This is a genomic window from Dissulfurirhabdus thermomarina (assembly GCF_012979235.1).
In the GTDB taxonomy this organism is placed as follows: Bacteria; Desulfobacterota; Dissulfuribacteria; order Dissulfuribacterales; family Dissulfurirhabdaceae; genus Dissulfurirhabdus; species Dissulfurirhabdus thermomarina.
This window is the reverse complement of the sequence record NZ_JAATWC010000004.1, coordinates 57,966-83,890: the sequence shown is the minus strand read 5'-3', so window position 1 is coordinate 83,890 and position 25,925 is coordinate 57,966. Positions and strand designations below refer to the sequence as shown.

General features: G+C 64.7%; 23 protein-coding genes. 19 read left to right on the top strand and 4 right to left on the bottom strand.

Going from position 1 to position 25,925, the window contains the following annotated elements; genetic code table 11:
• The first annotated feature begins 9 nt into the window (after window positions 1–9).
• From HCU62_RS06300 to HCU62_RS06245, 12 genes are all read left to right on the top strand, one after another.
• Window positions 10–966, top strand: coding sequence for a Wzz/FepE/Etk N-terminal domain-containing protein (locus HCU62_RS06300; RefSeq protein ID WP_163298673.1), 957 nt, complete (start codon window positions 10–12; stop codon window positions 964–966).
• Window positions 967–984: 18 nt separating this feature from the next.
• Window positions 985–2,157: an acyltransferase family protein gene (locus HCU62_RS06295; protein WP_163298674.1), complete on the top strand. Its 1,173-nt coding sequence runs from the start codon at window positions 985–987 to the stop codon at window positions 2,155–2,157.
• Window positions 2,154–3,491, top strand: coding sequence for a flippase (locus HCU62_RS06290; protein ID WP_163298675.1), 1,338 nt, complete (start codon window positions 2,154–2,156; stop codon window positions 3,489–3,491). Before HCU62_RS06295 ends, HCU62_RS06290 begins: the two co-directional genes overlap by 4 nt.
• 282 nt (window positions 3,492–3,773) lie before the next feature.
• Complete coding sequence (locus HCU62_RS12075) at window positions 3,774–4,496, top strand: class I SAM-dependent methyltransferase (protein ID WP_163298676.1); 723 nt, start codon at window positions 3,774–3,776, stop codon at window positions 4,494–4,496.
• Between the two features lie 260 nt (window positions 4,497–4,756).
• Window positions 4,757–5,653 (top strand): hypothetical protein, encoded by an 897-nt coding sequence (locus tag HCU62_RS06280; RefSeq protein ID WP_163298677.1) that lies wholly within the window; start codon window positions 4,757–4,759, stop codon window positions 5,651–5,653.
• A gap of 19 nt (window positions 5,654–5,672) precedes the next feature.
• Window positions 5,673–6,968: a hypothetical protein gene (locus HCU62_RS06275; protein ID WP_163298678.1), complete on the top strand. Its 1,296-nt coding sequence runs from the start codon at window positions 5,673–5,675 to the stop codon at window positions 6,966–6,968.
• The gene (locus HCU62_RS06270; protein ID WP_163298679.1) at window positions 6,940–8,163 is read left to right on the top strand and encodes a glycosyltransferase; all 1,224 of its coding nucleotides are present in this window, start codon (window positions 6,940–6,942) and stop codon (window positions 8,161–8,163) included. Before HCU62_RS06275 ends, HCU62_RS06270 begins: the two co-directional genes overlap by 29 nt.
• Window positions 8,153–8,932 carry a WecB/TagA/CpsF family glycosyltransferase gene (locus tag HCU62_RS06265; RefSeq protein WP_163298680.1) on the top strand — a complete coding sequence of 260 codons (780 nt, stop codon included), beginning with the start codon at window positions 8,153–8,155 and terminating at the stop codon, window positions 8,930–8,932. Before HCU62_RS06270 ends, HCU62_RS06265 begins: the two co-directional genes overlap by 11 nt.
• Before the next feature lie 107 nt (window positions 8,933–9,039).
• The gene (locus tag HCU62_RS06260; RefSeq protein WP_163298681.1) at window positions 9,040–9,852 is read left to right on the top strand and encodes a transposase; all 813 of its coding nucleotides are present in this window, start codon (window positions 9,040–9,042) and stop codon (window positions 9,850–9,852) included.
• Entirely contained in the window at window positions 9,849–10,979 is a 1,131-nt protein-coding gene (gene gmd, locus HCU62_RS06255; RefSeq protein WP_169755513.1) for a GDP-mannose 4,6-dehydratase, read from the top strand. Before HCU62_RS06260 ends, gmd begins: the two co-directional genes overlap by 4 nt.
• A 37-nt stretch (window positions 10,980–11,016) precedes the next feature.
• Window positions 11,017–11,958 carry a GDP-L-fucose synthase gene (gene fcl / locus HCU62_RS06250; RefSeq protein WP_163299681.1) on the top strand — a complete coding sequence of 314 codons (942 nt, stop codon included), beginning with the start codon at window positions 11,017–11,019 and terminating at the stop codon, window positions 11,956–11,958.
• Window positions 11,959–11,971: 13 nt separating this feature from the next.
• Window positions 11,972–13,399, top strand: coding sequence for a mannose-1-phosphate guanylyltransferase/mannose-6-phosphate isomerase (locus tag HCU62_RS06245; protein WP_167522313.1), 1,428 nt, complete (start codon window positions 11,972–11,974; stop codon window positions 13,397–13,399).
• Here the strand turns inward: HCU62_RS06245 and HCU62_RS06240 are convergent.
• The gene (locus tag HCU62_RS06240; protein WP_246325328.1) at window positions 13,366–14,919 is read right to left on the bottom strand and encodes a phosphomannomutase; all 1,554 of its coding nucleotides are present in this window, start codon (window positions 14,917–14,919) and stop codon (window positions 13,366–13,368) included. The genes HCU62_RS06245 and HCU62_RS06240 overlap by 34 nt on opposite strands.
• Window positions 14,920–15,405: 486 nt before the next feature.
• On the opposite strand from HCU62_RS06240, the gene HCU62_RS12590 reads away from it, so the two are divergent.
• The 4 genes from HCU62_RS12590 to HCU62_RS06220 all read left to right on the top strand — a co-directional run bounded on the left by HCU62_RS12590 (window position 15,406) and on the right by HCU62_RS06220 (window position 18,841).
• Entirely contained in the window at window positions 15,406–16,161 is a 756-nt protein-coding gene (locus HCU62_RS12590) for a helix-turn-helix transcriptional regulator (RefSeq protein ID WP_163299594.1), read from the top strand.
• Between the two features lie 348 nt (window positions 16,162–16,509).
• Complete coding sequence (locus HCU62_RS06230; RefSeq protein ID WP_163299592.1) at window positions 16,510–16,881, top strand: hypothetical protein; 372 nt, start codon at window positions 16,510–16,512, stop codon at window positions 16,879–16,881.
• A 17-nt stretch (window positions 16,882–16,898) separates the two neighbouring features.
• Window positions 16,899–17,252, top strand: coding sequence for a hypothetical protein (locus HCU62_RS06225; RefSeq protein ID WP_163299590.1), 354 nt, complete (start codon window positions 16,899–16,901; stop codon window positions 17,250–17,252).
• Between the two features lie 200 nt (window positions 17,253–17,452).
• Window positions 17,453–18,841: a sugar transferase gene (locus HCU62_RS06220; protein WP_163299589.1), complete on the top strand. Its 1,389-nt coding sequence runs from the start codon at window positions 17,453–17,455 to the stop codon at window positions 18,839–18,841.
• Between the two features lie 79 nt (window positions 18,842–18,920).
• Here the strand turns inward: HCU62_RS06220 and hisC are convergent, their stop codons facing one another.
• From hisC to HCU62_RS06205, 3 genes are all read right to left on the bottom strand, one after another.
• Window positions 18,921–20,018, bottom strand: a complete 1,098-nt coding sequence (hisC, locus tag HCU62_RS06215; protein ID WP_163299621.1) for a histidinol-phosphate transaminase — start codon at window positions 20,016–20,018, stop codon at window positions 18,921–18,923.
• A gap of 28 nt (window positions 20,019–20,046) precedes the next feature.
• The gene (locus tag HCU62_RS06210) at window positions 20,047–21,567 is read right to left on the bottom strand and encodes an Rne/Rng family ribonuclease (protein WP_163299619.1); all 1,521 of its coding nucleotides are present in this window, start codon (window positions 21,565–21,567) and stop codon (window positions 20,047–20,049) included.
• Between the two features lie 64 nt (window positions 21,568–21,631).
• Entirely contained in the window at window positions 21,632–22,582 is a 951-nt protein-coding gene (locus HCU62_RS06205; protein WP_163299617.1) for a radical SAM protein, read from the bottom strand.
• A gap of 64 nt (window positions 22,583–22,646) precedes the next feature.
• Between HCU62_RS06205 and HCU62_RS06200 the strand changes: the two genes are divergently transcribed.
• The 3 genes from HCU62_RS06200 (at window position 22,647) to HCU62_RS06190 (ending at window position 25,898) form a co-directional block, all read left to right on the top strand.
• The gene (locus tag HCU62_RS06200) at window positions 22,647–22,979 is read left to right on the top strand and encodes a hypothetical protein (RefSeq protein ID WP_169755512.1); all 333 of its coding nucleotides are present in this window, start codon (window positions 22,647–22,649) and stop codon (window positions 22,977–22,979) included.
• Window positions 22,976–24,019 carry a PAS domain S-box protein gene (locus HCU62_RS12055; RefSeq protein ID WP_169755511.1) on the top strand — a complete coding sequence of 348 codons (1,044 nt, stop codon included), beginning with the start codon at window positions 22,976–22,978 and terminating at the stop codon, window positions 24,017–24,019. The genes HCU62_RS06200 and HCU62_RS12055 overlap by 4 nt, the downstream gene beginning before the upstream one ends.
• A gap of 115 nt (window positions 24,020–24,134) precedes the next feature.
• Complete coding sequence (locus tag HCU62_RS06190) at window positions 24,135–25,898, top strand: formate--tetrahydrofolate ligase (RefSeq protein WP_163298670.1); 1,764 nt, start codon at window positions 24,135–24,137, stop codon at window positions 25,896–25,898.
• Window positions 25,899–25,925 lie beyond the last annotated feature (27 nt).

Sequence of the window (25,925 nt, the reverse complement as noted above, 5' to 3'; positions counted from 1 at the left end):
GGAGGGGACGTGGAACCTCGGGAACCTCGGCGGCCCGCGCTCCAGGGTTACTTCGTCCCGGTCTCCGGGGCCCTGGAAGAGGAGGAGGTGGATCTCGCGGCCCTCTGGGGAGTGCTCTGCCGCCGCCGGCGGCTGCTGGCCGGGGTGACGCTCCTGGCCGCCGCGGCGGCCCTCCTGGCGGCCCTTCTTCTCCCGCCGGTCTACCGGGCCGAGGTGCTCCTGGCCCCGGTGACGGACCAGGACCAGGATGCGCGCCTTTCGAGCCTGGCCTCCCGGTTCGGGGGGCTGGCCGCCATGGCCGGGGTGGACATCGGGGGCACGGAGAGCAGCAAGGCGGAGGCGGTGGCCACCCTCACCTCGCGTTCCTTCACCGAGGCCTTCATCAAGGAGGAGAAGCTGCTTCCCGTCCTCTTCGCCGACGAGTGGGACACCGAAAAACGGCGCTGGAAGGCGGCGGACCCGGAGGACCGGCCCACCCTGTGGGACGCCTGGCGCCGATTCGACGAGGACGTCCGCTTCGTGGAGGAGGACCGCAAGACCGGGCTCGTCACCCTGGCCGTGGAGTGGACCGACCCGGAGCTGGCCGCCCGGTGGGCCAACGAGCTGGTCCGGCGGGTGAACGCGCGCCTCCGGGAGCGGGCGGTGGCCGAGGCGCGCCGCAGCATCGACTACCTCGAGCGGGAGCTCAGGAAGACCGACGTGGTGGAGCTCCAGCAGGCCATCTACCGGCTCATCGAGGGGCAGATCAAGACCATCATGCTGGCCAACGTCCGGGAGGAGTACGCCTTCCGGGTCATCGACCCGGCGGCCCCGCCCCGCGAGAAGGAACGCCCGCGCCGGGCCCTCATCGTGGTGGGGGGGACCCTGGGCGGGGGGCTCCTCGCCCTCTTCCTGGCCTTCTTCCTGGAGTTCCTGGACCGGCAGCGGGAGCGGGCGGATGAGAAGGACGGGGGCGCCGGGCCGTGACCTGGCGAGAGCGACGGTGTGAAACTTGAAACCATCCAGGCCTGGCGGGCCCTGGCGGTCCTCCTGGTGGTCCTCTTCCACGGGACGCTCCGGGTGGCCGGCCACTACGGGGTGGCGCCCCTCTGGGGGGCCTTCCGCGTGGGCTTCTGCGGCGTCCACCTCTTCTTCGTGATCAGCGGGTTCATCATCCTCTTCGCCCACGCCGGCGACGTGGGCCGGCCCCGGCGCCTGCCGTGGTACTGGACGCGGCGCCTGGTCCGGATCTACCCGTTCTACTGGATCATCCTGCTCGCCTCCGGGGGGTGGCGGTTCCTCGTCCACGGCCCGGACCTCCGGGAGTTCTGGCTGAACGCCCTCTTCTTCATGAAGGAGAACGTGCTGGTGATCCCGGTGAGCTGGACGCTCCGCTACGAGGTGCTCTTCTATGCCCTCTTCTCCGCCCTGGTCCTGGACCGGCGGCTCGGGGCCGCGGTGGCGGCGGCCTGGCTCGGCCTGCTCCTGGCCGGCCCCTGGCGGGGCGGCATCCTGCTCCATCCCTTCAACCTATTGTTCCTCTTCGGTCTCGCGGCCGGCGGTCTCTGGTTCGGGCTCCGGCGGCTCCGGCCGGCGGCCGGGGGGAGGGTGGGGGCGGCCTGCCTGGCGGCCGGCGGCATCCTCTTCGCGGCCACGGCGGCCGCCCTCTTTGCGAGGCCGGCGTCCGTCGCGACCTGGCCGAGGGACCTTCCCTCCATCCTGGGCCTCGGCGCCGGGAGCCTCCTCCTGGTCTTGGGCTCCGCCTCCCCGGCGGTGGAGGGCTTCTTCGCGCGGCGGCGCCTCCTCTCCCTGGTGGGGGACGCCTCCTACGCCATCTATCTGGTGCACGGCCAGGTGGAGCGGCTGGCCTTCAAGCTGGTCACGGCCCTGGACCCGCTCTGGGGCGGGGCGATCGGCTCCCAGCCCGGCGCCGCCCTGGTGCTCTTTTTCCTCGCGGCGAGCGCCGTGGGGGCCGGGCTCCTGCTGCACCGCCACGTCGAGCGGCCTCTCTTGCGGCGCCTCCGGCGGTCGGCCGACGCCCTCTTCGCCCGCGGCGCCGCCTGGGCGGCGGCGGGCCGGCCGTTTTTCCGGGCGGGGTGGCCGGAATGGCAGGTGGAACAGCGTGCGTTTCGGCACGGGGAAAGGGGGAGCGGTGATGGCGGGGGCGCCGGGCCGTGATCCGGCGGTTGAGCCGCCTGCGGGAGCGGGTCGCCGGCGACCGGGACCTGGCCGAGCTGGTCCGGGGGAGCGGGGTGTTTCTCGTCCTCCGCGTCCTGGGCATGGCCGCCGCCTACGGGTTCACCCTGCTGGTGACCCGCCGGCTGGGGGCCGAGGCGTGGGGCCTCTTCGCCCTGGCCTTCACCGTGCTCCAGGTGGCGGGGATGGCCGGGCGTCTGGGGCTGGATCTCGCGCTCCTTCGCTTCGTGGCGGCCGGGGCCTCGGCCGGGCGGCCGGGGCGGGTGAAGGACGTCTTCCTGAAGGCCTTGGGGCTGGGGCTCCCCGCCGCCGCGGGGCTCGCCTTGGTGATCCACGCCGCCGCCGGGTGGCTTGCGGACGCCGTCTTCCGGAAGCCCGGCCTCGCTCCGCTTCTCGAGCTGGCCGCCTGGGCCCTTCCGCCCTACGTGGCGCTCTACCTCGTCACCGAGTCGCTCCGGGGCCTCAAGCGGACCGCGGAATACGGGTTCTACCAGCTGGCGCTTCCCTTCCTGTGGGCGGCGGCGGCCTTCTACCTCGCCGCCGGGGCCGGCCTCTCCCCGCGCTACGCCCTCTGGGTCTACGTCCAGGGGATGCTCGCGGCCCTGGCCGCGGCGTTGGTCTCCTGGACGGCCCGCTCCGGCCTCCTCCGGGTGCGGCGCGAGCCCTTCCTCCCGATCCGGGAGCTCGTGGGGGTCTCCTTCCCCATGATGGTCACCACCTCGCTGGGCATGGTGATGAACTGGACCGACATCCTGATGCTGGGCGTCTTCCGGGCGGAGGCCGAGGTGGGGATCTACAACGTGGCGGTCCGGCTCGCCACGGTGACGAGCCTCGCCCTGGTGGCGGTGAACAGCATCGCCGCGCCGAAGTTCTCGGAGTTCTGGGGCCGGGGCGACGTGGCGGGCCTGGGCCGGGTGGCCCGGCAGTCCACCCGGATGATCTTCTGGTGGTCGGCCCCGGTGCTCGCGGTCTTCCTGGCGGCGCCCGGGCCCCTGCTCGGCCTCTTCGGAGCGGGGTTCGAGGCCGGGGCCGCGGCCCTGGTGATCCTCACCCTCGCCCAGTTCGTGAACGCCTCCTGCGGTTCGGTGGGCTACATCCTCCAGATGACGGGGCACCACGTGGCGGCGCGGAACATCGTGGCAGCAGCCACGGTGATGAACGTGGGGCTCAACGCGGTGCTCATCCCCTTCTTCGGGATGAACGGCGCCGCCGCGGCCAGCGCGGCGTGCATGGTCTTCTGGAACGCCGCCATGGTAGTCTATATCCGGCGGAACCTGGGGGTGTGGACGGTGTTTTGGAAGGGAGGGGGGAGGTGAGGCGGACCACAAGGTGGCATGGGCATGAGCGCCGTTGTTCTATCTCGGGAGTAGAGGAGGGAGACGTGTCGGTGAAGAGGCAAGCCAACATCTTATTTATTGCTCGGCCGGTGTCGCCTGGATGATGGTGGACGGTCCAGGCTTGATGGCGTCACAAAAAAATAGCCGATCGCCGCAGTGCTTCGGATACTCTTGTCGTGCGGCGTATCCTCTGAAGTTTGAGGACAGGCTCTTAAGCACGCAAGTCAGAAGAACTAGTTGGATTGCGTGGAGGATACTTAAGTGCTACACATTCTGAAAAAAATCATTCCAGAGCCATTAAAAAGAAAACTTAAGAGCCATCAGCATTCAGCTTACCTTAGAGAATCAACAAAATATGCTTATATTGGAGAGGCAGGGCCATTAATTAGGTGCGTATTCGATAAAATAAAAGACATTCCTGGTTGGTTTAACATTGACGACTGCGCTCACTTTTTTCTAATATTATCGTATCAGTCAGCAATAGGGCTAAAAGGAGATTTGCTAGAGATAGGCAGCTATCATGGACGGTCCACAGCATTAATGGCAAAATGTCTTCAGCCAGATGAGAAGATTGTTATATGTGACGCCTTTGAGATCGATACGGATGACAAGTATTCGGATAAGCCTTCTCCTGAAAGGCTAGTTTCTAATATTAAACGATTGAACCCTAATGTCGAGAATGAGCGTATCATTATTCATAAGTGTTTAAGTAATAAATTGAAACTTGGCAGAGAAATATTTCGCTTTGCCCATATAGATGGCGGTCATTCTATGGATCAGGTGTATTTTGATCTTAATCTTTGCAGCAAACATATTATCGAGAATGGTATTATTGCCGTGGATGATTACTATAATAGTCAATGGCCAGGTGTTACCAAGGGTACTAATCACTTTTTAAGTGAGAATAGAGAGTTTTCAGTTTTGGCAGACTTAAATCGTCATGGCGCTCTTGGAAGAAAGCTTTATCTTATAAAACAAGGTTAATCTATAAATATGCTCCATTAAATGGACTGTTGCGCGGAATGGCCCTGTTTAGATGGGTCGATATTAGTGCAAAAATTATGGACAATCTTTGAGCCTATTGTTCGGCACAAAACAAGTGTAGTCCAGATTACAAGAGCAAGTGGGTGTCAGTGCAAGGCGGGCACGTTCAAAGGTCTTGAAGCCAAGACTATGGGCGACTAATATTACTTTGGAGTCCGATTTTGGAATGTTTCTGCGTTCGATTCCTAAGGAGAGAATAGATGCCTCTTCGACTTCTTGTAAATGGTTTCTTTAGGAGTGGCACAACAATTGTATGGAGAATATTAAAAGAAAGCAACCCTTATTATAGAGTATACTATGAGCCATGTCACGAGCGCTTATTTTTGTTGGTACGTGATTATTGGCTCAATAGGGAAGCTGATCCTCTCCATGAAACGGTATTGTTTGATGAATATTTATTAGATATGGACTTTCTTGACGCTCTTCGCTGGCATCACCCGAACGTTGGAATTGTTTTCCCTACTTCCTGTGATGAATTACTTTCATATGTCAAATTGTTTCACGATTCAGACACGCCAATTATTCTGCAAAGCAATAGATGGCATTTTTTTCTTGACAAAATAGCAGCATCCTATGGTTGCGGGGTCGTCCATATAGTTCGAAATCCTTTTGATGTATATAGATCTATTATAAGAAGTAGTTTTAGGTTTGGCTCGTTTCTGAAGAAAATACTGCGCATTGGACTTGGGCCTTTCATTAGGGGGCGTTTTTTTTACATTGATGAAATGTATAAATATATAGAAATGAGGTATGGCTGTTCGCCTTATGATTTGGGGATCTTAGATAGAATTTTGTGGCGATTTAAGGCAATGAATCGATTTTTTGGAGTCTGGATCGTTTCAAATTTTGTCGCACTGAAGAAAATTCAAAAAGTGGGCGGAAATGTATTGTGCTATGAGGAGATCGTGCGTAATCCAGGGAAAAGTAAATCTGTTTTTGAAAGTTTCGGTGTACATTTTGACTATGCAGGAAAGTTGCGTCCAGCTAATAGAAATAGTTTTATGACATTTGATGAAGAGCAAAGATTTTTATCTATAGCGAAAAGTATTGGTTTATATGAAGAGTCACTACATATATTAAGCAGAGTTATATTTTAAAAAATTCTAGAATCGCCACATGGAATATTTAGATACAAGAAACTTGGGCTTAATAATGCTTAGAAATTTTCTCATAATAGTCTTATTTTTGTTGCTTGCTTTTCAAAATATTGTGTCAGTTATTTTGTCTCCATTTATTAGTATCGTTCCTATTATTTTTATAAAAGATTTTCTTATTATTTTTTTATTAATGTTGTTTGCTGTTTCGTTTTTGTTCACATTCATGTTTTCCAGGATCAATAATATCTTTGGTTATTTAGATATATGCATGATTTTATGGATTCTTGTAATATGCGTCTATATTTTTTACCCTGATGCTTCAAATTTGACTTCGAAAATTATTTCAGCAAGGCAACTTCTTATAGTTCCGTCTTTTTTCTTCGTTGGCCGACTAATGGGCAAAGTCGAATTGTGGAGTTTGAACAAGGTAGTTTTAGCCATCTCGCTTCTTGTTGTGCTATTTGGATTTTTTGAGATGATATTTTTAGGAGATACCTTTTGGCAAAAATTCGGAATAAATAGTTACATGATGCAGAAAAGAATGGGACAATGGGCATATGGGCCTGGAGGTCTTCCCGGGAATTTCTATACATATGATTTTGTGGAATGGGTTGGCAGGCCATTACGGAGAAATGTGACACTTCTTGTTGAGCCTACATTGTCGGGTCATTTTCTGTCCTATGTTGTTGTTTTATCTTTTTTGACACGCAACTGGATTATCTTTGTTCTGTGTTTTGTAGCTCTTTTGTTGACATTTAGTAAGGGGGGGTTGGTTGTTGTCTTTATTTCTCTTGGCATATTTGCCTTAAGCAACAAAAGTCTATTTTTCCGATTTATTTTTATCCTATGTTCGTTTTTTTTGTTTGTGGTAATTGTATTTTTCTTTATGGAACATAGCCAATCTGTCAGGAACCATGTGGCAGGTTTGTTATACAATTTTTTGCTGATGTTTAAGTTCCCGTTGGGTTGTGGTCTGGGACGATCTGGGAACTTTGCCAAACTATTTTCTCCAGAAACTGAAATTGGAATAGGGGAGAGTTATCTGGGAGCTTTTGTTGGGCAGATTGGAATTGTTGGATTTATAATTTATCTCTGGTTGTTATCTCATTTGTATTATCTTTCTATATCTGAGCAGCGGAAGCTCCATTCAATTGTACTAGCCGTAGCTTTTTCGACGTGTGTTGTTGCAAGTCTTAGCGAATCATCAATATCTTATATTGGAAGTGGTTATATCTTTTTCTTGCTTGGCTTAGTTTACACAAAACATATTATTTGGAGGAGATGGTATGGCCAAAAGAGTCTTGTTTTTGTGTAGAAACTTTCCTGTTCCTGCAATAAGTGGGGGGAAAAAAGTTTCTCTGTCAACATTACAGTTGTTAAGTGAGAAATATATTTGTGATGTTGTTGCTTTTAAAGATGATTTATGTGCTCAAAAAATAAGTGCTAAAGACAAGGAGATATTAGGCCTCGCTAATGTTTGCCATATTGAATTGGCGCGGATTCGGAGATTGCCATCTTTTCTCTTTCCGTTTTATAATATTTTTTGCAAATCTTATTATTTTTTTAGAGATTCATACATTGATTATATTCGGAGAATATACATGTTATCTTCAAGGTATAAATATGATATTGTATTTATAGATGAGATTTTCGGTGCTCGTGTTTTTTTGAATAAATTTTTAAAACGTATATTTGTAGAACAACAGGGTGCCAAGATATTGATTCAGTCACACAATATTGAAAGCGTTCTTGTGCGCCGTTATGCTAACAATATGCTAAAGTTAGGTAAGTTTTTCCTTATTGGAGAGCTTTTTTTGATACAATTGTGGGAGAAAAAATTTTGGGGCTTTGCTAATAAAGTAATATTTATTTCTTCTAATGATTACAATATTGCTAGAAAGCTTTGTCCAAAGAGCAGCCGATTTCAGTTTTTTTTCCCGTCACGCTTACTTCATAAAAGGCATAGAGTTTCTTTGCTGAGGCGTACTAATACTATTTTACATATTGGTACTGGCCATTGGCCTCCTAATATTGTTGGTTTAAAATACTTTCTGCGACATGTTTTGCCGCTAGTTAGGGCGAAAATAAAAAATGTTAGATTTATACATATAGGGAAGGGAACACCTCATAGCATCAAGAAATATGGAGATGGAGATTTTATTCAAGTTTTTGACTATATTGACGAAATAGATAGTTATTATGAAAATGCAGATGTTTTTGTGGCTCCGCTTTTGTCAGGAAGTGGTATAAAAATTAAAATCCTTGATGCAATGATGCGAGGGCTCCCGGTTGTGACAACTCCGGTCGGAGCTGAAGGCATACCAGATACGGCGGGAGTGAGGGTCGGAGCAACTCCTCAGGAATTTGCGCAGCATATTGTGTCGCTGATTATTAATGATGCAGAACGCATGATGTGTGGGGCTATGAATTACACATGTTTTGATAGAATTATGGATATGTATTCTACAGAAGCTTTCTATGATATTTTGGAGGATGAATATGGAGCGTAACAAACTGTTTGGATTTGATTTTGTGACTTGTGAATGTGTCGAGCACGTAGCTGAATATATCATTAATTTCGAAATATTCGATCTAGATGACAATAAGATTCCTTTTGTTATTACACCTAATGTTGATCAGATTGTCAAATTTAATCATTATTTTGAATTGAGGTCATTTTATGATAAGTCATTTTTAATATTGCCTGATGGGGCTCCTGTTATTGTCGTTAGTCGGCTGCTTGGTAAACCATTGGCGGGACGATTGACTGGAAGTGACCTTTTTGGCGTTTTATTCAAGAGAATAAAGGCTAAAAATGAGAGGTGTTTTTTTGTCGTTTCAAGAAACAAAATTGGTCTTAAGCTAATGTCTGAATATGATAATATTATTTGGGAGGCTGCTCCTTTTTTCGATGCTGATGATAGAGTGATGATTGGCAATCTTGCTAATAAATATAGTGGTGTAATAGAGCGAGAGATGCCTAAATACGTCTTTATAGGCCTTGGATTCCCAAAACAAGAAAGGTTGGGGAAATTAATTTTTTTGAAATTGATGGAAAGAAGGAAATATGTTCCCGTTTTTCTGTTGCTGGGGGCAGCATTTGAATTTTATACAGGTCTAAAAAGGCGTGCCCCTCTCTTGATGCGTCGCTTAGGTCTAGAATGGTTTTTCCGTTTAATGCTAGAGCCTCGCAGACTTAGTAAGAGATACCTTTTTGATGATTTGCAATTTGTAAAAATACTTCTACATGAACTCGCGAACTCCAAAAACGTGGATTGAACCTGTCCAGCAGACATTTTGATTTTTCGGGCCACGCGGGTGGCGCCGGAGGCCAGGATAGTATATTTTCAATAATTCCGGCCTGATGACGTTCAGGGTAGAGGGGCATGTCCTACAACTTCCTTCCGTACCACCCGAATTTTCTGCTTACGCCCTCCATTGATGACTGGCTCCCGGAGGGACACTTAGCCAGGTTCATCTCCGAGACGGTGGAGGTGATGGACCTCCGGGAGATCTACGGCTACTACCGGGCCAACGGCCAGGGACGGGCGGCCTATCATCCGGCGATGAGGGTCAAGGTCCTGCTTTATGCCTACTGCGTTGGGATCACCTCGAGCCGGAAGATCGAGGCGGCGCTGGTGAACGACGTGGCCTTCCGGTGGCTGTCCGCCGGCAACCTGCCGGACTTCCGCTGTGCCGGCGGGCGGGCCTGGCCCGGGGTGATTGTCCTGGACGAAACGAAGGTCCGGGCCAGGGCGGCACTTTGTCGGAATCGCCGGTACAAGAAGCTTCGGATGGAGGCGAAAGCGCTTCGGAAGGAGGTGACAGCGCTTTTGGCCAAGGCCGACGAGACGGACCGGGCCGAGGACCCGTGTTACGGGGGCCGCCGGGAAGACGAGTTTCCCGAGGAGCTGCCGACGGCCGAGCGGCGCCTGGAGTGGATCCGCCGGGCCAAGGCGGAGCTGGAGACGGCGGCCCGGGAGGTCGAGGAAGAAGACGCCCTGGGGGCCGCGGCCCGCGCCTACGCCGTGGACCGGCTCGACCGCGAGGCCGTGCTCGGCCGCCTCGAGGCGGAACTCCTGCGGCTTCGGCCCCGGCCGGCGGTGGACGCCGGGCGCGAACCCGGCTATCCTGGGGCGGACCGGGAGCCGGCGCGCGGGTGCCGGCCCCGATACCGGCAGGGGAGGAGGACACCGTGACCAAGAAGGCCTTGATCACCGGCATCACCGGGCAGGACGGGGCGTACCTGGCCGAGTTCCTGCTCGGGAAGGGCTACGAGGTCCACGGCATCAAGCGCCGGGCCTCCCTCTTCAACACCGACCGCATCGACCACCTCTACCAGGACCCCCACGAGCCCGACCGGCGCTTCATCCTCCACTACGGCGACCTCACCGACGCCACCAACTTGATCCGCATCATCCAGGAGGTGCAGCCCGACGAGCTCTACAACCTGGCGGCCCAGAGCCACGTCCAGGTCTCCTTCGAGACCCCGGAGTACACGGCCAACGCCGACGCCCTGGGAACGCTCCGCCTTCTGGAGGCCATCCGCATCCTCGGCCTCGAGAAGCGGACCCGGTTCTACCAGGCCTCCACCTCGGAGCTCTTCGGCAAGGTCCGGGAGACGCCGCAGACCGAGCGGACCCCCTTCTATCCCCGCTCCCCCTACGCGGTGGCCAAGCTCTACTCCTTCTGGATCTGCGTGAACTACCGGGAGGCCTACGGGATCTACGCCTGTAACGGCATCCTCTTCAACCACGAGTCCCCCGTCCGCGGCGAGACCTTCGTGACCCGCAAGATCACCCGGGCCGCCACCCGGATCGCCCTGGGCCTCCAGGACTGCCTCTACCTGGGCAACCTCGACGCCCGGCGCGACTGGGGCCACGCCCGCGACTACGTGCGCATGCAGTGGCTCATGCTCCAGCAGGACGAGCCCGAGGACTACGTCATCGCCACGGGCGAGCAGCACTCGGTGCGGGAGTTCTGCGAGCGGGCCTTCGCCGAGCTGGGCATCCGCCTCCGCTGGGAGGGCGAGGGGCTCGACGAGACGGGGGTGGTGGACGCGGTGACGGCCCCGGTGGAGGGGGCCGAGGGCCGGGGGCCCCGGGCGGGCGACGTGGTGGTGCGGGTCGATCCCCGCTACTTCCGCCCCACCGAGGTGGAGACCCTGCTCGGCGACCCCACCAAGGCCCGGGAGCGGCTGGGCTGGGTGCCGGAGGTGACCTTCGACGAGCTCGTCCGCGAGATGGTGGCCGCCGACCTCCACGACGCCCGGCGCGACGCGCTGTGCCGGCGGCGGGGCTTCCGGACCTTCGACTACAACGAGTGACGGCGCCCGGCAGGGGAAGGGAATCGAGACACCGGCCATGGAAAGGGACGCCCGCATCTACGTCGCCGGCCACCGGGGTCTCGTGGGGGCGGCCATCCGCCGCCGCCTCGAGGCCGCCGGGTTCCGGAACCTCCTGCTCCGGACCCACGCCGAGCTGGACCTCACCGACCAGGCGGCGGTGCGGGCCTTCTTCGACCGCGAGCGGCCCCGCTACGTCTTTCTCGCCGCCGCGCGGGTGGGCGGCATCCACGCCAACGACACCTATCCCGCCGACTTCATCCGCGACAACCTCCTCATCGAGGTGAACGTCATCGACGCGGCGTGGCGGGCCGGCGTGGAAAAGCTCCTCTTCCTGGGTTCCTCCTGCATCTACCCGCGCCTCGCCCCCCAACCCATGCGGGAGGACTGCCTCCTCGCCGGCCCCCTGGAGCCCACCAACCAGTGGTACGCGGTGGCCAAGATCGCGGGCATCAAGATGTGCCAGGCCTACCGGCGCCAGTACGGCTTCCGCGCCATCTCCCTCATGCCCACCAACCTCTACGGCCCGGGGGACAACTTCAGCCTGGAGGACGGCCACGTGCTGCCCGCCCTGATCCGCCGGTTCCACGAGGCCAAGGAGGCCGGCGCCCCGTCGGTCACCGTCTGGGGCTCGGGGACGCCCCGGCGCGAGTTCCTCCACGTGGACGACCTGGCCGACGCGGCCCTCTTCCTCATGGAACGCTACGACGGGGAGGAGATCGTCAACGTCGGGGTGGGGTCGGACGTCACCATCCGCGAGGCGGCCGAACTGGTGCGGAAGGTGGTGGGGTACCCGGGGCGGATCGAGTTCGACACCTCCCGCCCCGACGGGACGCCCCGCAAGCTCCTCGATGTCTCGCGGCTCGGTGCCCTGGGCTGGTCGGCGCGGATCCCCCTGGAAGAAGGGCTCCGGGACACCTACCGGTGGTTCCTGGAGCACCTGGCGGAGATCCGCCGGTGAGGGGGGGCGCGGCGTGAAGCTCGTACCGGTGATCCTCTCCGGGGGGTCCGGGACGCGGCTCTGGCCGCTCTCCCGGGCGGCGCACCCCAAGCAGTTCCTGCGGCTCGGCGCGGGGCCGAGCCTCCTCCGCGACACGGTGGAACGGATGGCGGCGCTGCCGGGGCGGGGGGCGCCGGTCCTGGTCTGCCACCACCGGCACCGCTTCCTGGCCGCCGAGGAGCTGCGCGGGGCGGGGGTCGAGGACGCCACCCTCATCCTCGAGCCCGCGGGCCGGAACACGGCCCCGGCGGCGGCCTGCGCGGCCCTGGAGGTGCTCCGGGCCGAGGGGGACGACGCCCTGCTCCTGGTGTCGCCGGCGGACCACCTGCTGGAAGACCGGGCCGCCTTCGCCGGGGCCGTGGCCGCCGGGCGCCCCGCCGCCGAGGCGGGGGCGCTGGTCACCTTCGGCGTCACTCCCGCCGGGCCCGAGACGGGCTACGGCTACATCCGCCCCGGGGGCGAGGGGCCGGGACCGGTCCCGGTGGCCGAGTTCGTGGAGAAGCCCGACCGGGAGGCCGCCGAGGCCTACGTGGCCGCCGGCTGCCTCTGGAACAGCGGGATCTTCCTCTTCCGCGCCCGGCGCTACCTCGAGGAACTCGAGCGCTTCGCCCCGGAGATCCTCGCCGCCTGCCGCGAGGCCCACGCCCGGGCCCGGGTGGACCTCGACTTCCTGCGGCTCGATCCGGAGGCCTTCGGGGCCTGCCCCTCCGATTCCATCGACTACGCCGTGATGGAGCGCACCGGCGACGCCGTGGTGGTGCCGCTGCCCGCCCGCTGGAGCGACCTCGGCTCCTGGTCGGCCCTCTGGGCGGCCGGCGGTGCCGACCGCCGGGGCAACGTCTTCGAGGGCGACGTCGTGGCCGAGGACGTCCGGGGGTGCCTCCTCAGGGCCGAGCACCGGCTGGTGGCGGCGGTGGGCCTCGAGGACCACGTGGTGGTGGAGACGGCGGACGCGGTGCTCGTGGCGCCCCGCGACCGGGTGCAGGAGGTGAAGGCCCTGGTGGCGCGGCTCCGCGCCGAGGGGCGCGGCGAGGCCGAGACCCACCGGCGGGTCTTCCGCCCCTGGGGGAGCTACGAGCAAGTGGACGCGGGCGACCGCTTCCAGGTCAAGCGCATCACCGTGAAGCCCGGGGCCCGGCTCTCCCTCCAGCGCCATCACCACCGGGCCGAGCACTGGGTGGTGGTCCGGGGCACCGCCAGGATCACCCGCGGCGACGAGGTCCTGGTCCTCACCGAGGACCAGTCCACCTACATCCCCCTGGGCACGGTCCACCGCCTGGAGAACCCCGGCAAGATCCCCCTCGAGATCATCGAGGTCCAGACCGGGAGCTACCTCGGCGAGGACGACATCGTCCGCCTCGAGGACGCCTACGGGCGGGAGGGGGAGGGCGAACCCGCCTGAGGGCCCGCCTCCCCGCCGCGCCAGGCCTCCATGCGCCCCAGGGCGAGGCCGAGCAGCTCCGCCGCCCGCTCCTCCGTGTCCGCCTCGGTGTAGCACCGGAACTCCGGGGCGTTCCCCGACGGGCGCAGGTGAACGATCTCCCCGCTGGCGAAGGTGAGGCGGACGCCGTCGGTGAGGTCCACCCGGCGGACGGGGCCGAAGAGGTCCCCGAGGGCCCGCTCGGCCGCGGCCTCGGCCGTGCCCTCCGGCGCCAGGGCCGCCAGAACGGCGCGGCTCCGCTCCGGGGGGAAGTCCCGGAGCCGGTCGCTGGCGGTGAACCGGGGCGGCAGCTCCGCCGCCAGCGCCGAGAGGGGGACCCGCCGCCGCCGCGCCTCGTGGAGGAGACAGAGGATCACCAGGAGGGCGTCGCGGGTGGGGAGGGGGGCCAGGGTCCGGCCGCCCAGGGCGATGGGCGAGGCGGTGAGGAAGCCGCCGTTGGCCTCGTAGCCCACCACGCGGCCCCGGCCCGACCGGGCGGCGGCCAGCATCCCCTCGATGACGTAGGGCGAGCCGATGCGGGTCCGGCGCACCTCCGGGAAGAGCCCCGATCGCTCCAGGGCGGTGTTGGAGCTGACGGGGGTCACCACGGTGTCGGCCTCGAGGTAGCGGGCCGCCAGGATGCCCGCCACGTCGCCCCGCAGCCAACGCCCCGCCTCGTCGGCCATCAGGGGGCGGTCCGCGTCGCCGTCCGCCGAGACCAGGGCGGCCAGCTCCTCCTCCCGGGCCCAGCGCCGCGCCAGTTCCCGGTCTTCCGGCCGGATGGCCTCGGTGTCCACCGGGACGAAGGCCGCCGTTCGGCCGAGCCGGATCACCTCGGCCCCCAGCGCGGCCAGCGCCTCGCCGATGACCTCCCGGCCCACGCAGGAGTGCTCGTAGAGGCCCACCCGGAGCCCGGCGAGGCATCCCGGCGGGAAGAAGGCGAGGTAGCGGGAGAGGTAGTCGGCGAGGGGCGAGGGGTCCGCCGGCGGGAGCGGGCCGGGGGGCGGGCGGAAGGCCCCGGCGGCGTCGAAGCGGCCGGCCGGGAGGCGGACGGACCGGCGGCGGATGGCGGCCTCGTCCGCCTTCAGGATCTCGCCGTCCGGGCGGTTGAACTTGATGCCGTTTCGGTCCTCGGGGATGTGGCTCCCCGTGACCATGACGCCGGGGATGCCCCGGCGGATGGCGGCCCAGGCGAGGGCCGGGGAGGGGACGCGGCCGGCGTGGACGATGTCGAGGCCGAGGTCCCGGGCGGCCTGGGCCGCGGCGGCCAGGATGCGCGGGGTGCTGGGACGGAGGTCCCCGGCCAGGACCACCGCGCCGCCCGCCGGGGGCAGGGCGCCGGTCTCGCGCTGGTATTCCAGGAAGGCCCGGGTGTAGGCGTAGCAGACGAGGTCGGTCATCCGGCGGACCGGGCCCCGGGCCCCGCTGGTCCCGAACCGGACCCCGCTCTGTGCCATGAGGTCCGAGATGGCGACCCGGTCCGTTTCGGGATGCAGGTCCATGGAATCCTCCAGCGCGAATGCCGCCGCCGGCGTCTCCCCGGCCGGTGGCCGGCCGGTACCGCTTCCAGGGTACCCCAACGGGGCGGGGCCGGCCACCGCGACGTGCACCGGCCTGCCCCCGGTCCGTTGCCGCCGCATGCGGGGAAAGGGGACGCCGCCGATGGAACCAGAACGAGTCTTGAAAACGCAGGAAGATTGGCCTAATCTAGTGAAAAAGGGATTTTTTGCCTGTCTTGATCGATGGTCTCATCCAAAGAGGCCTCAGGGGGTGGGTGGCGCACCCCGAATCGCAAAATGCACGGCGCGAGGCTGTCGGCGGATGAGGGGCGCACGGGGACTGCGGAGGGGCGAGGAGCTTGAAGCACCGCAGCAGCCCGCGCATTTTGACGCCATCGAGGAACGAGGCGCCGCTGGGTACGCCGCAATGACGAGGGCATCCGAAGCACCGCAGCGGTTGGCGTATTCTTGTCACGCCGTCCTGGATAGATGAAGATCCAGCACTTGTCCCATCGGGACGCCGTTCTCCTCCTGGAGATGATCGACGAAAGCCTCTCCTGCACGACGGAGGAGGATCTCCGGCGGCTCGTCGGCCGTCTCTCGGACCTGCTGCCCTACCAGGCGGCCCTGTCCTGCGCGGCGGTCCTGCCGCCCGGGAAGACCGCCAAGGCCCTGCATCCCGTCAACGTGGATTACCCGGAGCCCTACCTGGAAGTGCTGCAGGAGCGCGGGCTCGTGTTCCACGACCCGGTGTTGGTCGAGAACTTCCGGAGCTTCCGCCTCCAGTACTGGGCGGATACCATCCAGCGGCGCCCCTCCCCGCGGATGCTCGAGATCGCCTCCCTTGCCGAGGATTTCGGGTTCCACCGGACCCGGGAGGGGGTCGGCTACGCCCACGGCGCCCGGGACCGCGGGGGCAGGGTCGGCAGTTTCTTCTGCTTCCACGGCCTCCCCCGGTGCCCCCGGACCGAGGAGATCCTCTCCCTGGTCGTCCCCCACCTCCATGAGGCCCTGCGCCGGGCGGTGGGCGTCCCGATGCGGGCCTCCCCCCTGACCCGCAGGGAGACGGAAGTCCTCCGATGGATCAAGGAGGGAAAGGGGACGTGGGAAATTTCCGTGATCCTGGGGATCAGCGAGCGAACCGTAAAGTTCCACGTGGGGAACATCCTCCGGAAGCTCGACGTGGAGACCCGGGCCCACGCCGTGGCCCGGGCCCTGGAGGAAGGCTTCCTGGACCTCGGCTGATCCCGGCACGGAGGCCTCGCCGGGACGGATCGTGAAGGAGAGGCCGCGGAGCACCTCCAGCTCGTGGCCGTCGGCCACGAAGGACTTGGCCAGGCCGCTCACCGCGAGGGCTGCCGCCGCGCCCGCGGCCCCTCCCTCGCCGTGGATGCGGGCCGTGCATGCCCGAATTCCCGTCCAGCCCCGGGATCCGCCCGACCTGTACCTTTGGACAGGTGGCAAGGCCGGATCTTTCTTGGAAAATAGACGCGTGAATGGGACGGGATCCGCGGGTGTCCCCCGCAGGGGAGGGGCGCCGGCGGGGCCGATCCCGAAACGTCTCCCGGTTTCGGGGGAGGAAAGGAGGCCGTGATGCGGCGCCTGGTGCCTTTTTCCGTAGTGCTGGCGGGTCTCGTGGCGTTGTCGGGATGCGCGGTGAGACAGGCGGACCTCACCGCCATCTCCACCCGGAATGTGAAGCTCGACGGCATCGACCTGGATCGTGCGCCCGGAAAGCGGGTTTGGGGGGTGAGCAAGAAGTTCGTCGTCCTGTTCATCCCGCTCGGCATGCCCACGATCGAGGAGGCGGTGGACGACGCCCTGGACAGGGCCGGCGGAGATTTCATGACCGATGCGGTTGTCTATACGGACGAATGGTCCGCCGTCGTGATCGGTCAGCAGGTGGTCAAGGTCAAGGGAACGGTGGTGGATACCCGGCACCTGGGCACCGGGGCGTCCCGCTAGGCTCGGCGGAGGTCGGCATGAAATTCACGTGGATCGGGATCCTGTCGGCGGCGGTTCTTCTCTGTGCCTGCTCGGTACGGCAGGGGGACTTCACCGTGCTTTCGAACCGGTTGGTGAACACGAAGGATTTCGCATTGAACGACGGCCGGCGGCAGAAGACGGTGGGACGGGACGTGCAACGGACCATCCTGTTCATTCCCATCGGCGGCCCGCCGACCTTGGAGGAGGCCATCGACGACGCCCTGGATCGATCCGGCGGTGATGTCTTGACCGATGCGGTGGTCCACAGGAACTGGTTCTGCATTCCTTTTCTCTATGCGCAGTCCGAGTGGCGGGTCGAGGGAACCGCCGTGCGGACCCGGAGGCGCTGACCGGCCCGAGGCGTATCTCCGCCGCCGGCCCGGTCCCATCGTCGCGGCGCCGGCAGGAAAAAAGTGCACCCCCCGGCGCCCGCTCACCCCATGAGCGGGCGCCTTTGATATAGAATCATACAGAAGGGTGGATTGGATCCGCCGGCCGCGCCGGGGGCGGCGCCGCCGGGCGGGTGGAAGCCTCGAGGGGAGGAAGGGCCGTGCTCCGGGAATATTCCCGCATCCTGGTGTTCCTGGCGGCTGCCCTGGACGGGCTCGTCATCGCCGCGGCCTTCGCCGCGGCCTGCCTCCTCCAGGGGCGGCTCCTCGGCCGCACCCTCGACCCGCGCTACTTCTGGTACGTGGTCCCCTTCTCGGCGCTCTTCCTGTTCCTCTTGCACCGGTACGGGCTCTACGGCTCCCAGCGCTACGATCCCGCCTGGACCACGGTGCGGCGCGTGCTCTCCGCCGCCGCCTGGGCGGCGGTGCTCTCGGGCGCCGCCCTCTACCTCGCCCACGCCGGGGGGTTCAGCCGGAGCTTCTTCGGCCTCTTCCTGCTCCTCGCCGCCGGGGCCCTCGTTGCGGAGAAGATCCTGATCCGGTGGATCCAGGGGGCGTTCCGGCGCCGGGGACGGAACCTCCGCCACGTCTTGGTGGCGGGGCGGGGGGAGCGTTTCCGGCGGCTCCTCGACTGGATCGCGGCCCGGCCCCAGCTCGGGATCCGGGTGGTGGAGGCGGTGGACTGGGCGGAGGGCGACGTCCTGGAGCGGGTGCGCCGCCTCTTCAGGCGGCGGGTGGTGGACGAGGTCTTCGTGGCCCTGGACCGGGGCACCCCCCCGGGTCCCCGGGAGGTTCGGGCCTTCTTACGGCTGTGCGAAGAGTTCGGAAAGGTGACCCGGGTGCTCACCGCCGTGCACGAGGAGACCGGGTACGCCCGGATGGCGCCCTGTCGGCTGGGGGAGTGGCCGGCGCTCTGCCTCTATTCCCTGCCCCTCGACCCGGACCTCCTGCTCCTCAAGCGGTGGCTCGACGTGACCGGCGCCCTGGTAGGCCTCGCCGCCACGGCGGTCCTCTTCCCCGCCATCGCCCTCGCCATCAAGCTCGATTCCCCCGGCCCGGTTCTCTTCCGCCAGGTCCGGGTGGGGCGAAACGGCCGGCGGTTCCGCATCCTCAAGTTCCGGACCATGATCGCCGACGCCGAACGCCGCAAGGCGGAGCTCCTCGACCGCAACCACCACGACGGCCCCATCTTCAAGGTGCCCGACGACCCCCGGGTGACCCGGGTGGGGCGCTTCCTCCGGCGGACGAGCCTCGACGAGCTGCCCCAGTTCTGGAACGTCCTCAAGGGGGAGATGTCGCTGGTGGGGACGCGGCCGCCCACGCCCGAGGAGGTCGTCCAGTATGCGGCCTGGCACTACCGGCGGATCAGCATACGGCCCGGGATCACCGGGCTCTGGCAGGTCTGCGGGCGGAACCGCATCCGCGACTTCGACCGGATCGTCCGGCTGGACCTTTACTACATCTCCAACTGGAGCTTCTGGCTCGACGTCCGGCTGATCCTCCGGACCCTCCGGGTGCTCTTCGTCCCGGGGCGCAACGGGGGGTGCTGAAGGGCGGGCCGGGGGCCGGGGAGCGGGCCCGGAACGTGCCGGAGCGGCCGGCTCGGCGAATCGTCGGACTCCTTGCTTCCTAGCCGGTCAGCACCTCGGCCAGGGCCGCCAGGCACCGCTCGTTCTCCTCCGGGCGGCCCACGGTGATCCGGATCCACGTCGGGTAGCCGTAGGCCGCCATGGAACGGAGGATGACCCCGCGCCGGAGCACGGCCTCGTAGACCTCGCCGGCGTCCCGGCCCATGTCGGCCATGAGGAAGTTGGTGTGGCTCTCGAGCACCCGGCAGCCGAGGGCGGAAAGCCCCTCCCGCAGCCGGTCCATGCCCGACCAGGTGACCTCGAGGGTGCGGCGCAGGTGGGCCTCGTCGTCGAGGGCGGCCAGGGCGCCGGCCTGGGCCGCGGCGTTCACGTTGAAGGGCTGGCGGACCCGCTCGAGGTAGCCGGCCACCTCCGGGTCCATGACCCCGTAGCCCACCCGGAGCCCGGCCAGGCCGTGGGCCTTGGAAAAGGTCCTCAGGCCCACCACCCGCCGGTCGCGGCCCAGGTAGTCGAGGGCGCGGGGCGTCTCCCCCCGGACGAACTCCGCGTAGGCCTCGTCCAGGACCACGAGGACCGTCTCCGGGAGGTCGGCCAGGAAGGCCTCGAAGTCGGGCCGGGCCAGGATGGAGCCCGTGGGGTTGTGGGGGTTGTCGAGGAAGACGAGCCGGGTCCGGTCCGTCACCCGGCGCGCCATGGCCGGGAGGTCGTGCCGGTGGCCGCGCAGGGGGACCAGGACGTTCCGGCCCGCGGCGGCCTGGACCATCTTCCGGTACACGAGGAAGGCCGGGTCGCTGCTCGCGACCTCGTCCCCCGGGGCCACGAAGACCCGCACCAGGAGGTCGATGAGCTCGTTGGAGCCGTTGCCGAGGACGATCCCGGCGAGGTCCACGCCGAGGCGTTCGGCCAGCCGGTGCTTGAGGTAGTAGCCGCTTCCGTCGGGGTAGCGGTGGAGGTTCGCCGCCGCCTCGCGGACGGCGGCCACGGCCTTGGGCGAGGGCCCGAGGGGGTTCTCGTTGGAGGCGAGCTTGACGGCGCCCGTGATGCCGTATTCCCGTTCCAGCTCCTCCAGGGGTTTCCCGGGCGGGTAGGGGACGAGGTCGGCGATGTGGGCCGGGACGTGGAGGCGGAGTTCCTTCATGACGGGGGTCCTTTCCGTTTCGGCCGGGTCAGCGCAGCTCCAGCCGGTGTTCCTCGGGTCCGAGGGCGGCGCTTCCGGTCACCTCGACCTGGACGCCGAAGGCCTCCTCGAGGCGGAGGAGTTCCGCCCGTTTCCGGTTGAGGAGGTAGCCCGCCACCGCGCCCGGCACCTCGAGGGCCACCCGGGTGACCTCCCCGGGCTTCATGCCCGCCAGGCGGGAGCGGATCCGGCGAAGATACACCAGGGCCAGGGTCTCCACGGACCGGACCAGGCCCCGGCCCCGGCAGGTGGGGCAGGGCCGGTACGTCCCGAGTTCCAGGGGGGCCCGGATCTTCTGGCGGACCATCTCGAGGAGGCCGAAGCGGGAGATGCGGCCCACGTCGGTGCGGGCGCGGTCCTTGCGGAGGCCCTCCCGGAGGCGGCGTTCCACCCGGGCCCGGTTGGCCCGGCCCTTCATGTCGATGAAGTCGATGACCACGAGCCCCCCGAGGTCCCGGAGCCGGAGCTGGCGGGCGGCCTCGTCGGCGGCCTCGAGGTTGGTGACCAGGGCCGTCTCCTCCAGGTCCTTCCCCTGGACGTTGCGGCCCGAGTTCACGTCCACGGCCACCAGGGCCTCGGTGGGCTCGATGACCAGGAACCCGCCGGAGGGGAGCTCCACCCGCGGCTGGTAGATCTGCTCGATCTGGTGTTCCAGGTGGAAGCGCGAGAAGAGGGGCTCGCTCTCCTGGTAGAGGCGGACGGCCCGGGCCTGGCGGGGGGCGATGACGCGGAGGAAGCCCCGGACCGCGTCGAAGGTGGCCCGCTGGTCCACCAGGATCTCCTGCACGTCGGCGTCCAGGTGGTCGCGGAGGAAGCGGGTGATGAGGTCCCGCTCCCGGTGGACCAGGGCGGGGACCTTGGCCTTCTGGGCCTTCTGCCGGATGGCCCGCCAGAGGCGGAGGAGGTACTTGCCGTCCTTGAGGATCTCGCGCTTGGGCACCCCGGCGGAGGCGGTCCGGGCGATGAGGCCGGTTCCCTCGGGGAGGGCGGCCCCGGCGAGGATCTCCTTGAGGCGCCGGCGCTCCGCCTCGTCTTCGATGCGGCGCGAGACGCCCACGTGGGCGGTGCCGGGCATGAGCACCAGGAAGCGGCCGGGGATGGAGAGGTAGGTGGTGACGGCCGCCCCCTTGAGGTGTGTGGGTTCCTTCACCACCTGCACCAGGACCTCCTGCCCCCGGGAGAGGAGCTCGTGGACGGGCCGGCCGTTTTCCGGGTTCCCCAGGTAGTCGGGGTGGATGTCCTGGAAGGGGAGGTAGCCGTGGCGCTCGAGGCCCATCTCCACGAAGGCGGCCCGGAGGCTCGGCTCCACGTTGGCGATGCGGCCCTTGTAGATGTTGCCCCGGAGCTGGACCTGGGCCGGGGTCTCCACGTCGAAGGCCTCGAGGCGCCCGGCCTCCACGAGGGCCACGCGGTGTTCCTCCGGGGCCTCGGTGTTGACGAGGATGAGGCGGCGGCCCCGCTCCCCGGCGGCGGGATCGCGGGCGGTCTTGGCGGCGGTGGGGTGCGTCATGGGTGTCGGGGCCCGGTGCGGCGCCGGTGCCAGGGGGTCCTTTACCCCGGCCGCGGCGGGGCTGTCAATGGCGGGGCGGCCCGCCGGTGTCCCCCGCCGCCCGGTAGAAGAGCACGCCGGAGAGGCGTTCCGCGGCCACCTCCCCGGAGGCCTCCAGCCGGTGGAGGAGGTCCCGCACCCCGGCCGGCTCGAGGTCCAGGGCCACGGCGAGGTCTTCCGGGGTGGAGGGCCGGCGCCGCAGGATGCGGAGCAGCTCCCGAACGGCCACGGGCCGGCCCCGGCCCTCGGCCACGAGCTCGCCGGGGGCGATGATCTCGGCCGCGTCCCCCAGCTCGGCCCGGACGGCCTCGAGGCGGGCGCGGGGGACGGGGCGCGCGTCGGCCTCCGCCGGCGGCCGGGCCACGGTGTTGAGTTGCACCCGGTCGGGCCGGATCCGGTCCACGGCGCGGGCCAGGGCCTGGACGTCCGCCGGGCCGTCGTTCATGCCGCCGACCAGGAGGACCTCCAGGAAGATCCGCCCCGGGTGTTCCCGCCGGAGGGCGACCAGGCCTTCCACCACGTCCTCCACCCGGACGGCGGCCGGGGGCCGGTTGACGGCGCGGAAGGCCTCGGCCCGGGCGGCGTCCAGGGAGGGCATGAGGATGTCCACATCGCGCACCGCCCGCCGGACCCCGGGGTCGGAGAAGAGGACCCCGTTGGTGAGCAGCGCCACGGGCCGGTCGGTGAGGGCCTTGGCGCGGGCCACCAGCTCCCCGAGGCCCGAGTGGAGGGTGGGCTCGCCCGAGGCGGTGAAGGTGAGGGTGTCGAAGGGAGCGGGCGGGTCGCGGAGCACCGCCTCGAGCTCGGCGAGGATGGCGGCGGTGGGGTGGTACTCGGCCCGCTCCAGGGTGAACCGGGTGGTGGGGCCCACCTCGCAGTAGACGCAGTTCAGGTTGCAGGTCTTGGCCGGGAGGATGTCGACCCCCAGGGACCGCCCCAGGCGGCGGGACCGGACTGGACCGAAGCAGTATTCCATGGCAAGCTACTCTAGCGCGGTTTCCGCAAAATCCAAGGACGCCCCGCGTCCCCGGGAGGTCCGTGTGCGCCCCGAGATCCCCACCGATCCCCCCGCCGGCTGGACCCGGCGGGACATCCGCCAGCTGGCGGCGACCGTCGGCCTGACCCTGCTCTTCGTGGCGAGGGGCGGGGAGCCGGCCGGCGCCGTGCGGCAGACCCTCTGGAACCTCTTCCTCTGCCTCTTCTATGGGGTCGGGACCATGTTCCTCCTGGTGGGCCTGACACGGAAGATGTTCAAGTACGAGGTGACCCCGCCCCGGATGGCGAAGTGGGCCGCGTGGCTGGCCGCCTTCTTCGCCGTCAGCCAGTTCCTCCACGAGGGGTTCCTCCACTTGACCGGCCAGTTGCCGAGGTGAAGCGCCCCCGTTCCAAGGCGGACCGCTTCTGGGCCTGGGCGGTGCTGGTCCTGGCGGCCGTCTCCCTCCTGGAGGGCTGGATCCTCGTGGAGGTCCACGGGCTCCGGCGGGCGGTGGGGGAGGAGCGGGCGAGGGTGGCCCGATCCGTGGCCGCCGGGGGGGAGGCGGTTCCGGCCGGGCCCGCCGCTGGGGCGGCCGTCCCGGTCCGGGTGGAGACGCTGCGGCGCCTTTCCGGGCTGCTCGCCGCCGCCGGCGCCGGCACGGCGGTCTCCACGGTCCTCCTGCTCGTGCTGCTTTTCCGGCTCCGGAGGCTGCTTCCCTTCCTCACCCGTGCGGCGGCCCTCCAGCGGGAGGGCTACGGCCGGTACCGCTTCCTCGCCGAGGGACCGCCCGGGATCGGGATCGCGCGTTTTTCGGTGGAGGCGGGGGAGTGGACGGACGCCAACCGGGCGGCCCTGGCCCTGGTGGGGCGGGCCCGCGCCGAGTTCGTGGGCCGCTCCGTGGAGACGGGGGTGATCGAGGCGGACCTCGCCGCGCTCCGGGAGGAGATCGACCGCCTCCGGCTGGGGGCCGCGGGCACCCACTTCGTGGTGCGCATGGCCGACGGGCTCGGGCGGGCCCGGGACGTGGCCTGGCACGTCTCGTGTCCGCCGGGGCGGGATGGCGGGCCCCGGCACGCCGTGGCCGTCCTGCTCGACGTCACGGAACAGCGGCGGGCCGAGGCCGAGCGGCTCGAGCGGGAGCGCCTCGCCGGGGTCCTCGAGATGGCCGGCGCCGCGGCCCACGAGATGAACCAACCCATCCAGGTCATCGTGGGCCTGGCCTGGTTCCTCCGCCGGAAGGTCCCACCGGATCACCCCGCCCAGGCCCTGGTGGACAAGCTGGAGGCCGAGGTGGAACGCATGGCGGAGATCGGCCGCCGCATCGCCGGCATCAGCCGCTACCAGGTCAAGCCCTACGTGGGCCGCACCCGCATCGTGGACATCGACGGGGCCTCGGGCGGCCCCGGCGGGGCCCCGACCGGGGGGGCCGGGGATTGACAAGCCCGCGCCCGGTCGGTTAGGAATTCTGAATCCCGATTCACCCGGCCCGCGGCCGATCCAGGCGGGGGGCGTCCGCGTTCCCGTCAATCTCGATCCGGAGGGAGGACATCGCATGCAGCTCGACCCCACCAAGATGAAGGACTGGCAGATCGCCGAGGCGGCGGAGGAACACATGAAGACCGTCTACCAGCTCGGTGACGAGCTGGGCCTCGACAAGGAGGAACTCCTGCCCTACGGCCACTACGTGGCGAAGATCGACTACGCCAAGGCCCTCGAGCGGCTGAAGGACCGCCCGGACGGGAAGTACATCGACGTCACGGCCATCACCCCGACTCCCCTCGGGGAGGGCAAGAGCACCTGCGCCGTGGGTCTCATGGAGGGGCTCGGAAAGCGCGGCAAGAACGTGGTGGGCGCCCTCCGGCAGCCCTCCGGCGGCCCCACCTTCAACATCAAGGGGAGCGCCGCGGGCGGCGGCCTGGCCCAGGTGATCCCGCTCTCCAAGTTCTCCCTGGGGCTCACCGGCGACATCAACGCCATCATGAACGCCCACAACCTGGGGATGGTGGCGCTCACCGCCCGGATGCAGCACGAGGCCAACTACACCGACGAGCAGCTGGCCCAGCGGGGGCTCAAGCGTCTCGACATCCACCCGAAGAGCGTGGAGTTCCGCTGGATCATCGACTTCTGCGCCCAGGCCCTGCGCAACATCACCCTGGGCCTCGGCGGGCGCATGGACGGCTTCACCATGCAGAGCGGCTTCAACATCGCGGTGAGTTCCGAGATCATGGCCATCCTGGCCGTGGCCACGGACCTCAAGGACCTCCGCGAGCGCATCGGCCGCATCGTGGTGGCCTACGACAAGACCGGAAAGCCCGTCACCACCGAGGACCTCGAGGTGGCCGGGGCCATGACCGCCTGGATGGTGGAGGCCGTCAACCCCAACCTCATGCAGACCATCGAGGGCCAGCCCTGCCTCATCCACGCCGGGCCTTTCGCCAACATCGCCATCGGGCAGTCCTCGGTCATCGCCGACCGCATCGGCCTCAAGCTGGGCGACTACCTCGTCACCGAGAGCGGCTTCGGCGCGGACATCGGGTTCGAGAAGTTCTGGAACTTGAAGTGCCGGTTCAGCGGACTCAAGCCCAACTGCGCCGTGGTGGTGGCCACCATCCGGGCCCTCAAGTGCCACGGCGGGGCCCCCATCCCGCGGCCCGGCCGCCCCATGCCCGAGGAGTACGCCCGCGAGAACGTGGAGTGGGTGGAGAAGGGGACGGCCAACCTCCTTCACCACATCGAGACCGTGAAGAAGGCGGGCATCAACCCCGTGGTCTGCATCAACGCCTTCTACACCGACACCAAGGACGAGATCGCCGCCGTGCGGCGGCTCTGCGAGGCCGCCGGGGCCCGCGTGGCCGTCTCGGAGCATTGGCTCAAGGGCGGCGACGGCGCCCTCGAGTTCGCCGACGCCGTGGTGGATGCCTGCGAGGAGCCCAACGACTTCCGCTACCTCTACGAGCTGGACGTGCCGCTCCGGAAGCGGATCGAGATGATCACCCGGGAGGTCTACGGCGGCGCCGGGGTCACCTACAGCCCGGAGGCCGCCGCCAAGGCCGAGGCCATGGAGAAGGATCCGGAGCTCGCCAAGCTCGGCACCTGCATGGTGAAGACCCACCTCAGCCTCTCGGACAACCCGAACCTCAAGGGCGTGCCCAAGGACTGGACCCTCCACGTGCGCGACATCCTGACCTACAAGGGCGCCGGCTTCGTGGTGCCCGTGGCCGGGGCCATCAGCCTCATGCCCGGGACGGGCTCCGACCCGGCCTACCGGCGGATCGACGTCGATGTGGAAACCGGCAAGGTCAAGGGCCTCTTCTAGCCTCGCTGGTGCGGAATACCCCGCCCC

Coding starts and splice junctions, on each gene's coding strand:
- HCU62_RS06280 (WP_163298677.1), top strand. CDS start 4,757: ATGCCTCTTCGACTTCTTGTAAATGGTTTCTTTAGGAGTGGCACAACA.
- HCU62_RS06275 (WP_163298678.1), top strand. CDS start 5,673: ATGGAATATTTAGATACAAGAAACTTGGGCTTAATAATGCTTAGAAAT.
- HCU62_RS06270 (WP_163298679.1), top strand. CDS start 6,940: ATGGCCAAAAGAGTCTTGTTTTTGTGTAGAAACTTTCCTGTTCCTGCA.
- HCU62_RS06265 (WP_163298680.1), top strand. CDS start 8,153: ATGGAGCGTAACAAACTGTTTGGATTTGATTTTGTGACTTGTGAATGT.
- HCU62_RS06260 (WP_163298681.1), top strand. CDS start 9,040: ATGTCCTACAACTTCCTTCCGTACCACCCGAATTTTCTGCTTACGCCC.
- fcl (WP_163299681.1), top strand. CDS start 11,017: ATGGAAAGGGACGCCCGCATCTACGTCGCCGGCCACCGGGGTCTCGTG.
- HCU62_RS06240 (WP_246325328.1), bottom strand. CDS start 14,919: ATGGACCTGCATCCCGAAACGGACCGGGTCGCCATCTCGGACCTCATG.
- HCU62_RS12590 (WP_163299594.1), top strand. CDS start 15,406: ATGAAGATCCAGCACTTGTCCCATCGGGACGCCGTTCTCCTCCTGGAG.
- HCU62_RS06230 (WP_163299592.1), top strand. CDS start 16,510: ATGCGGCGCCTGGTGCCTTTTTCCGTAGTGCTGGCGGGTCTCGTGGCG.
- HCU62_RS06225 (WP_163299590.1), top strand. CDS start 16,899: ATGAAATTCACGTGGATCGGGATCCTGTCGGCGGCGGTTCTTCTCTGT.
- hisC (WP_163299621.1), bottom strand. CDS start 20,018: ATGAAGGAACTCCGCCTCCACGTCCCGGCCCACATCGCCGACCTCGTC.
- HCU62_RS06210 (WP_163299619.1), bottom strand. CDS start 21,567: ATGACGCACCCCACCGCCGCCAAGACCGCCCGCGATCCCGCCGCCGGG.
- HCU62_RS06205 (WP_163299617.1), bottom strand. CDS start 22,582: ATGGAATACTGCTTCGGTCCAGTCCGGTCCCGCCGCCTGGGGCGGTCC.
- HCU62_RS06190 (WP_163298670.1), top strand. CDS start 24,135: ATGCAGCTCGACCCCACCAAGATGAAGGACTGGCAGATCGCCGAGGCG.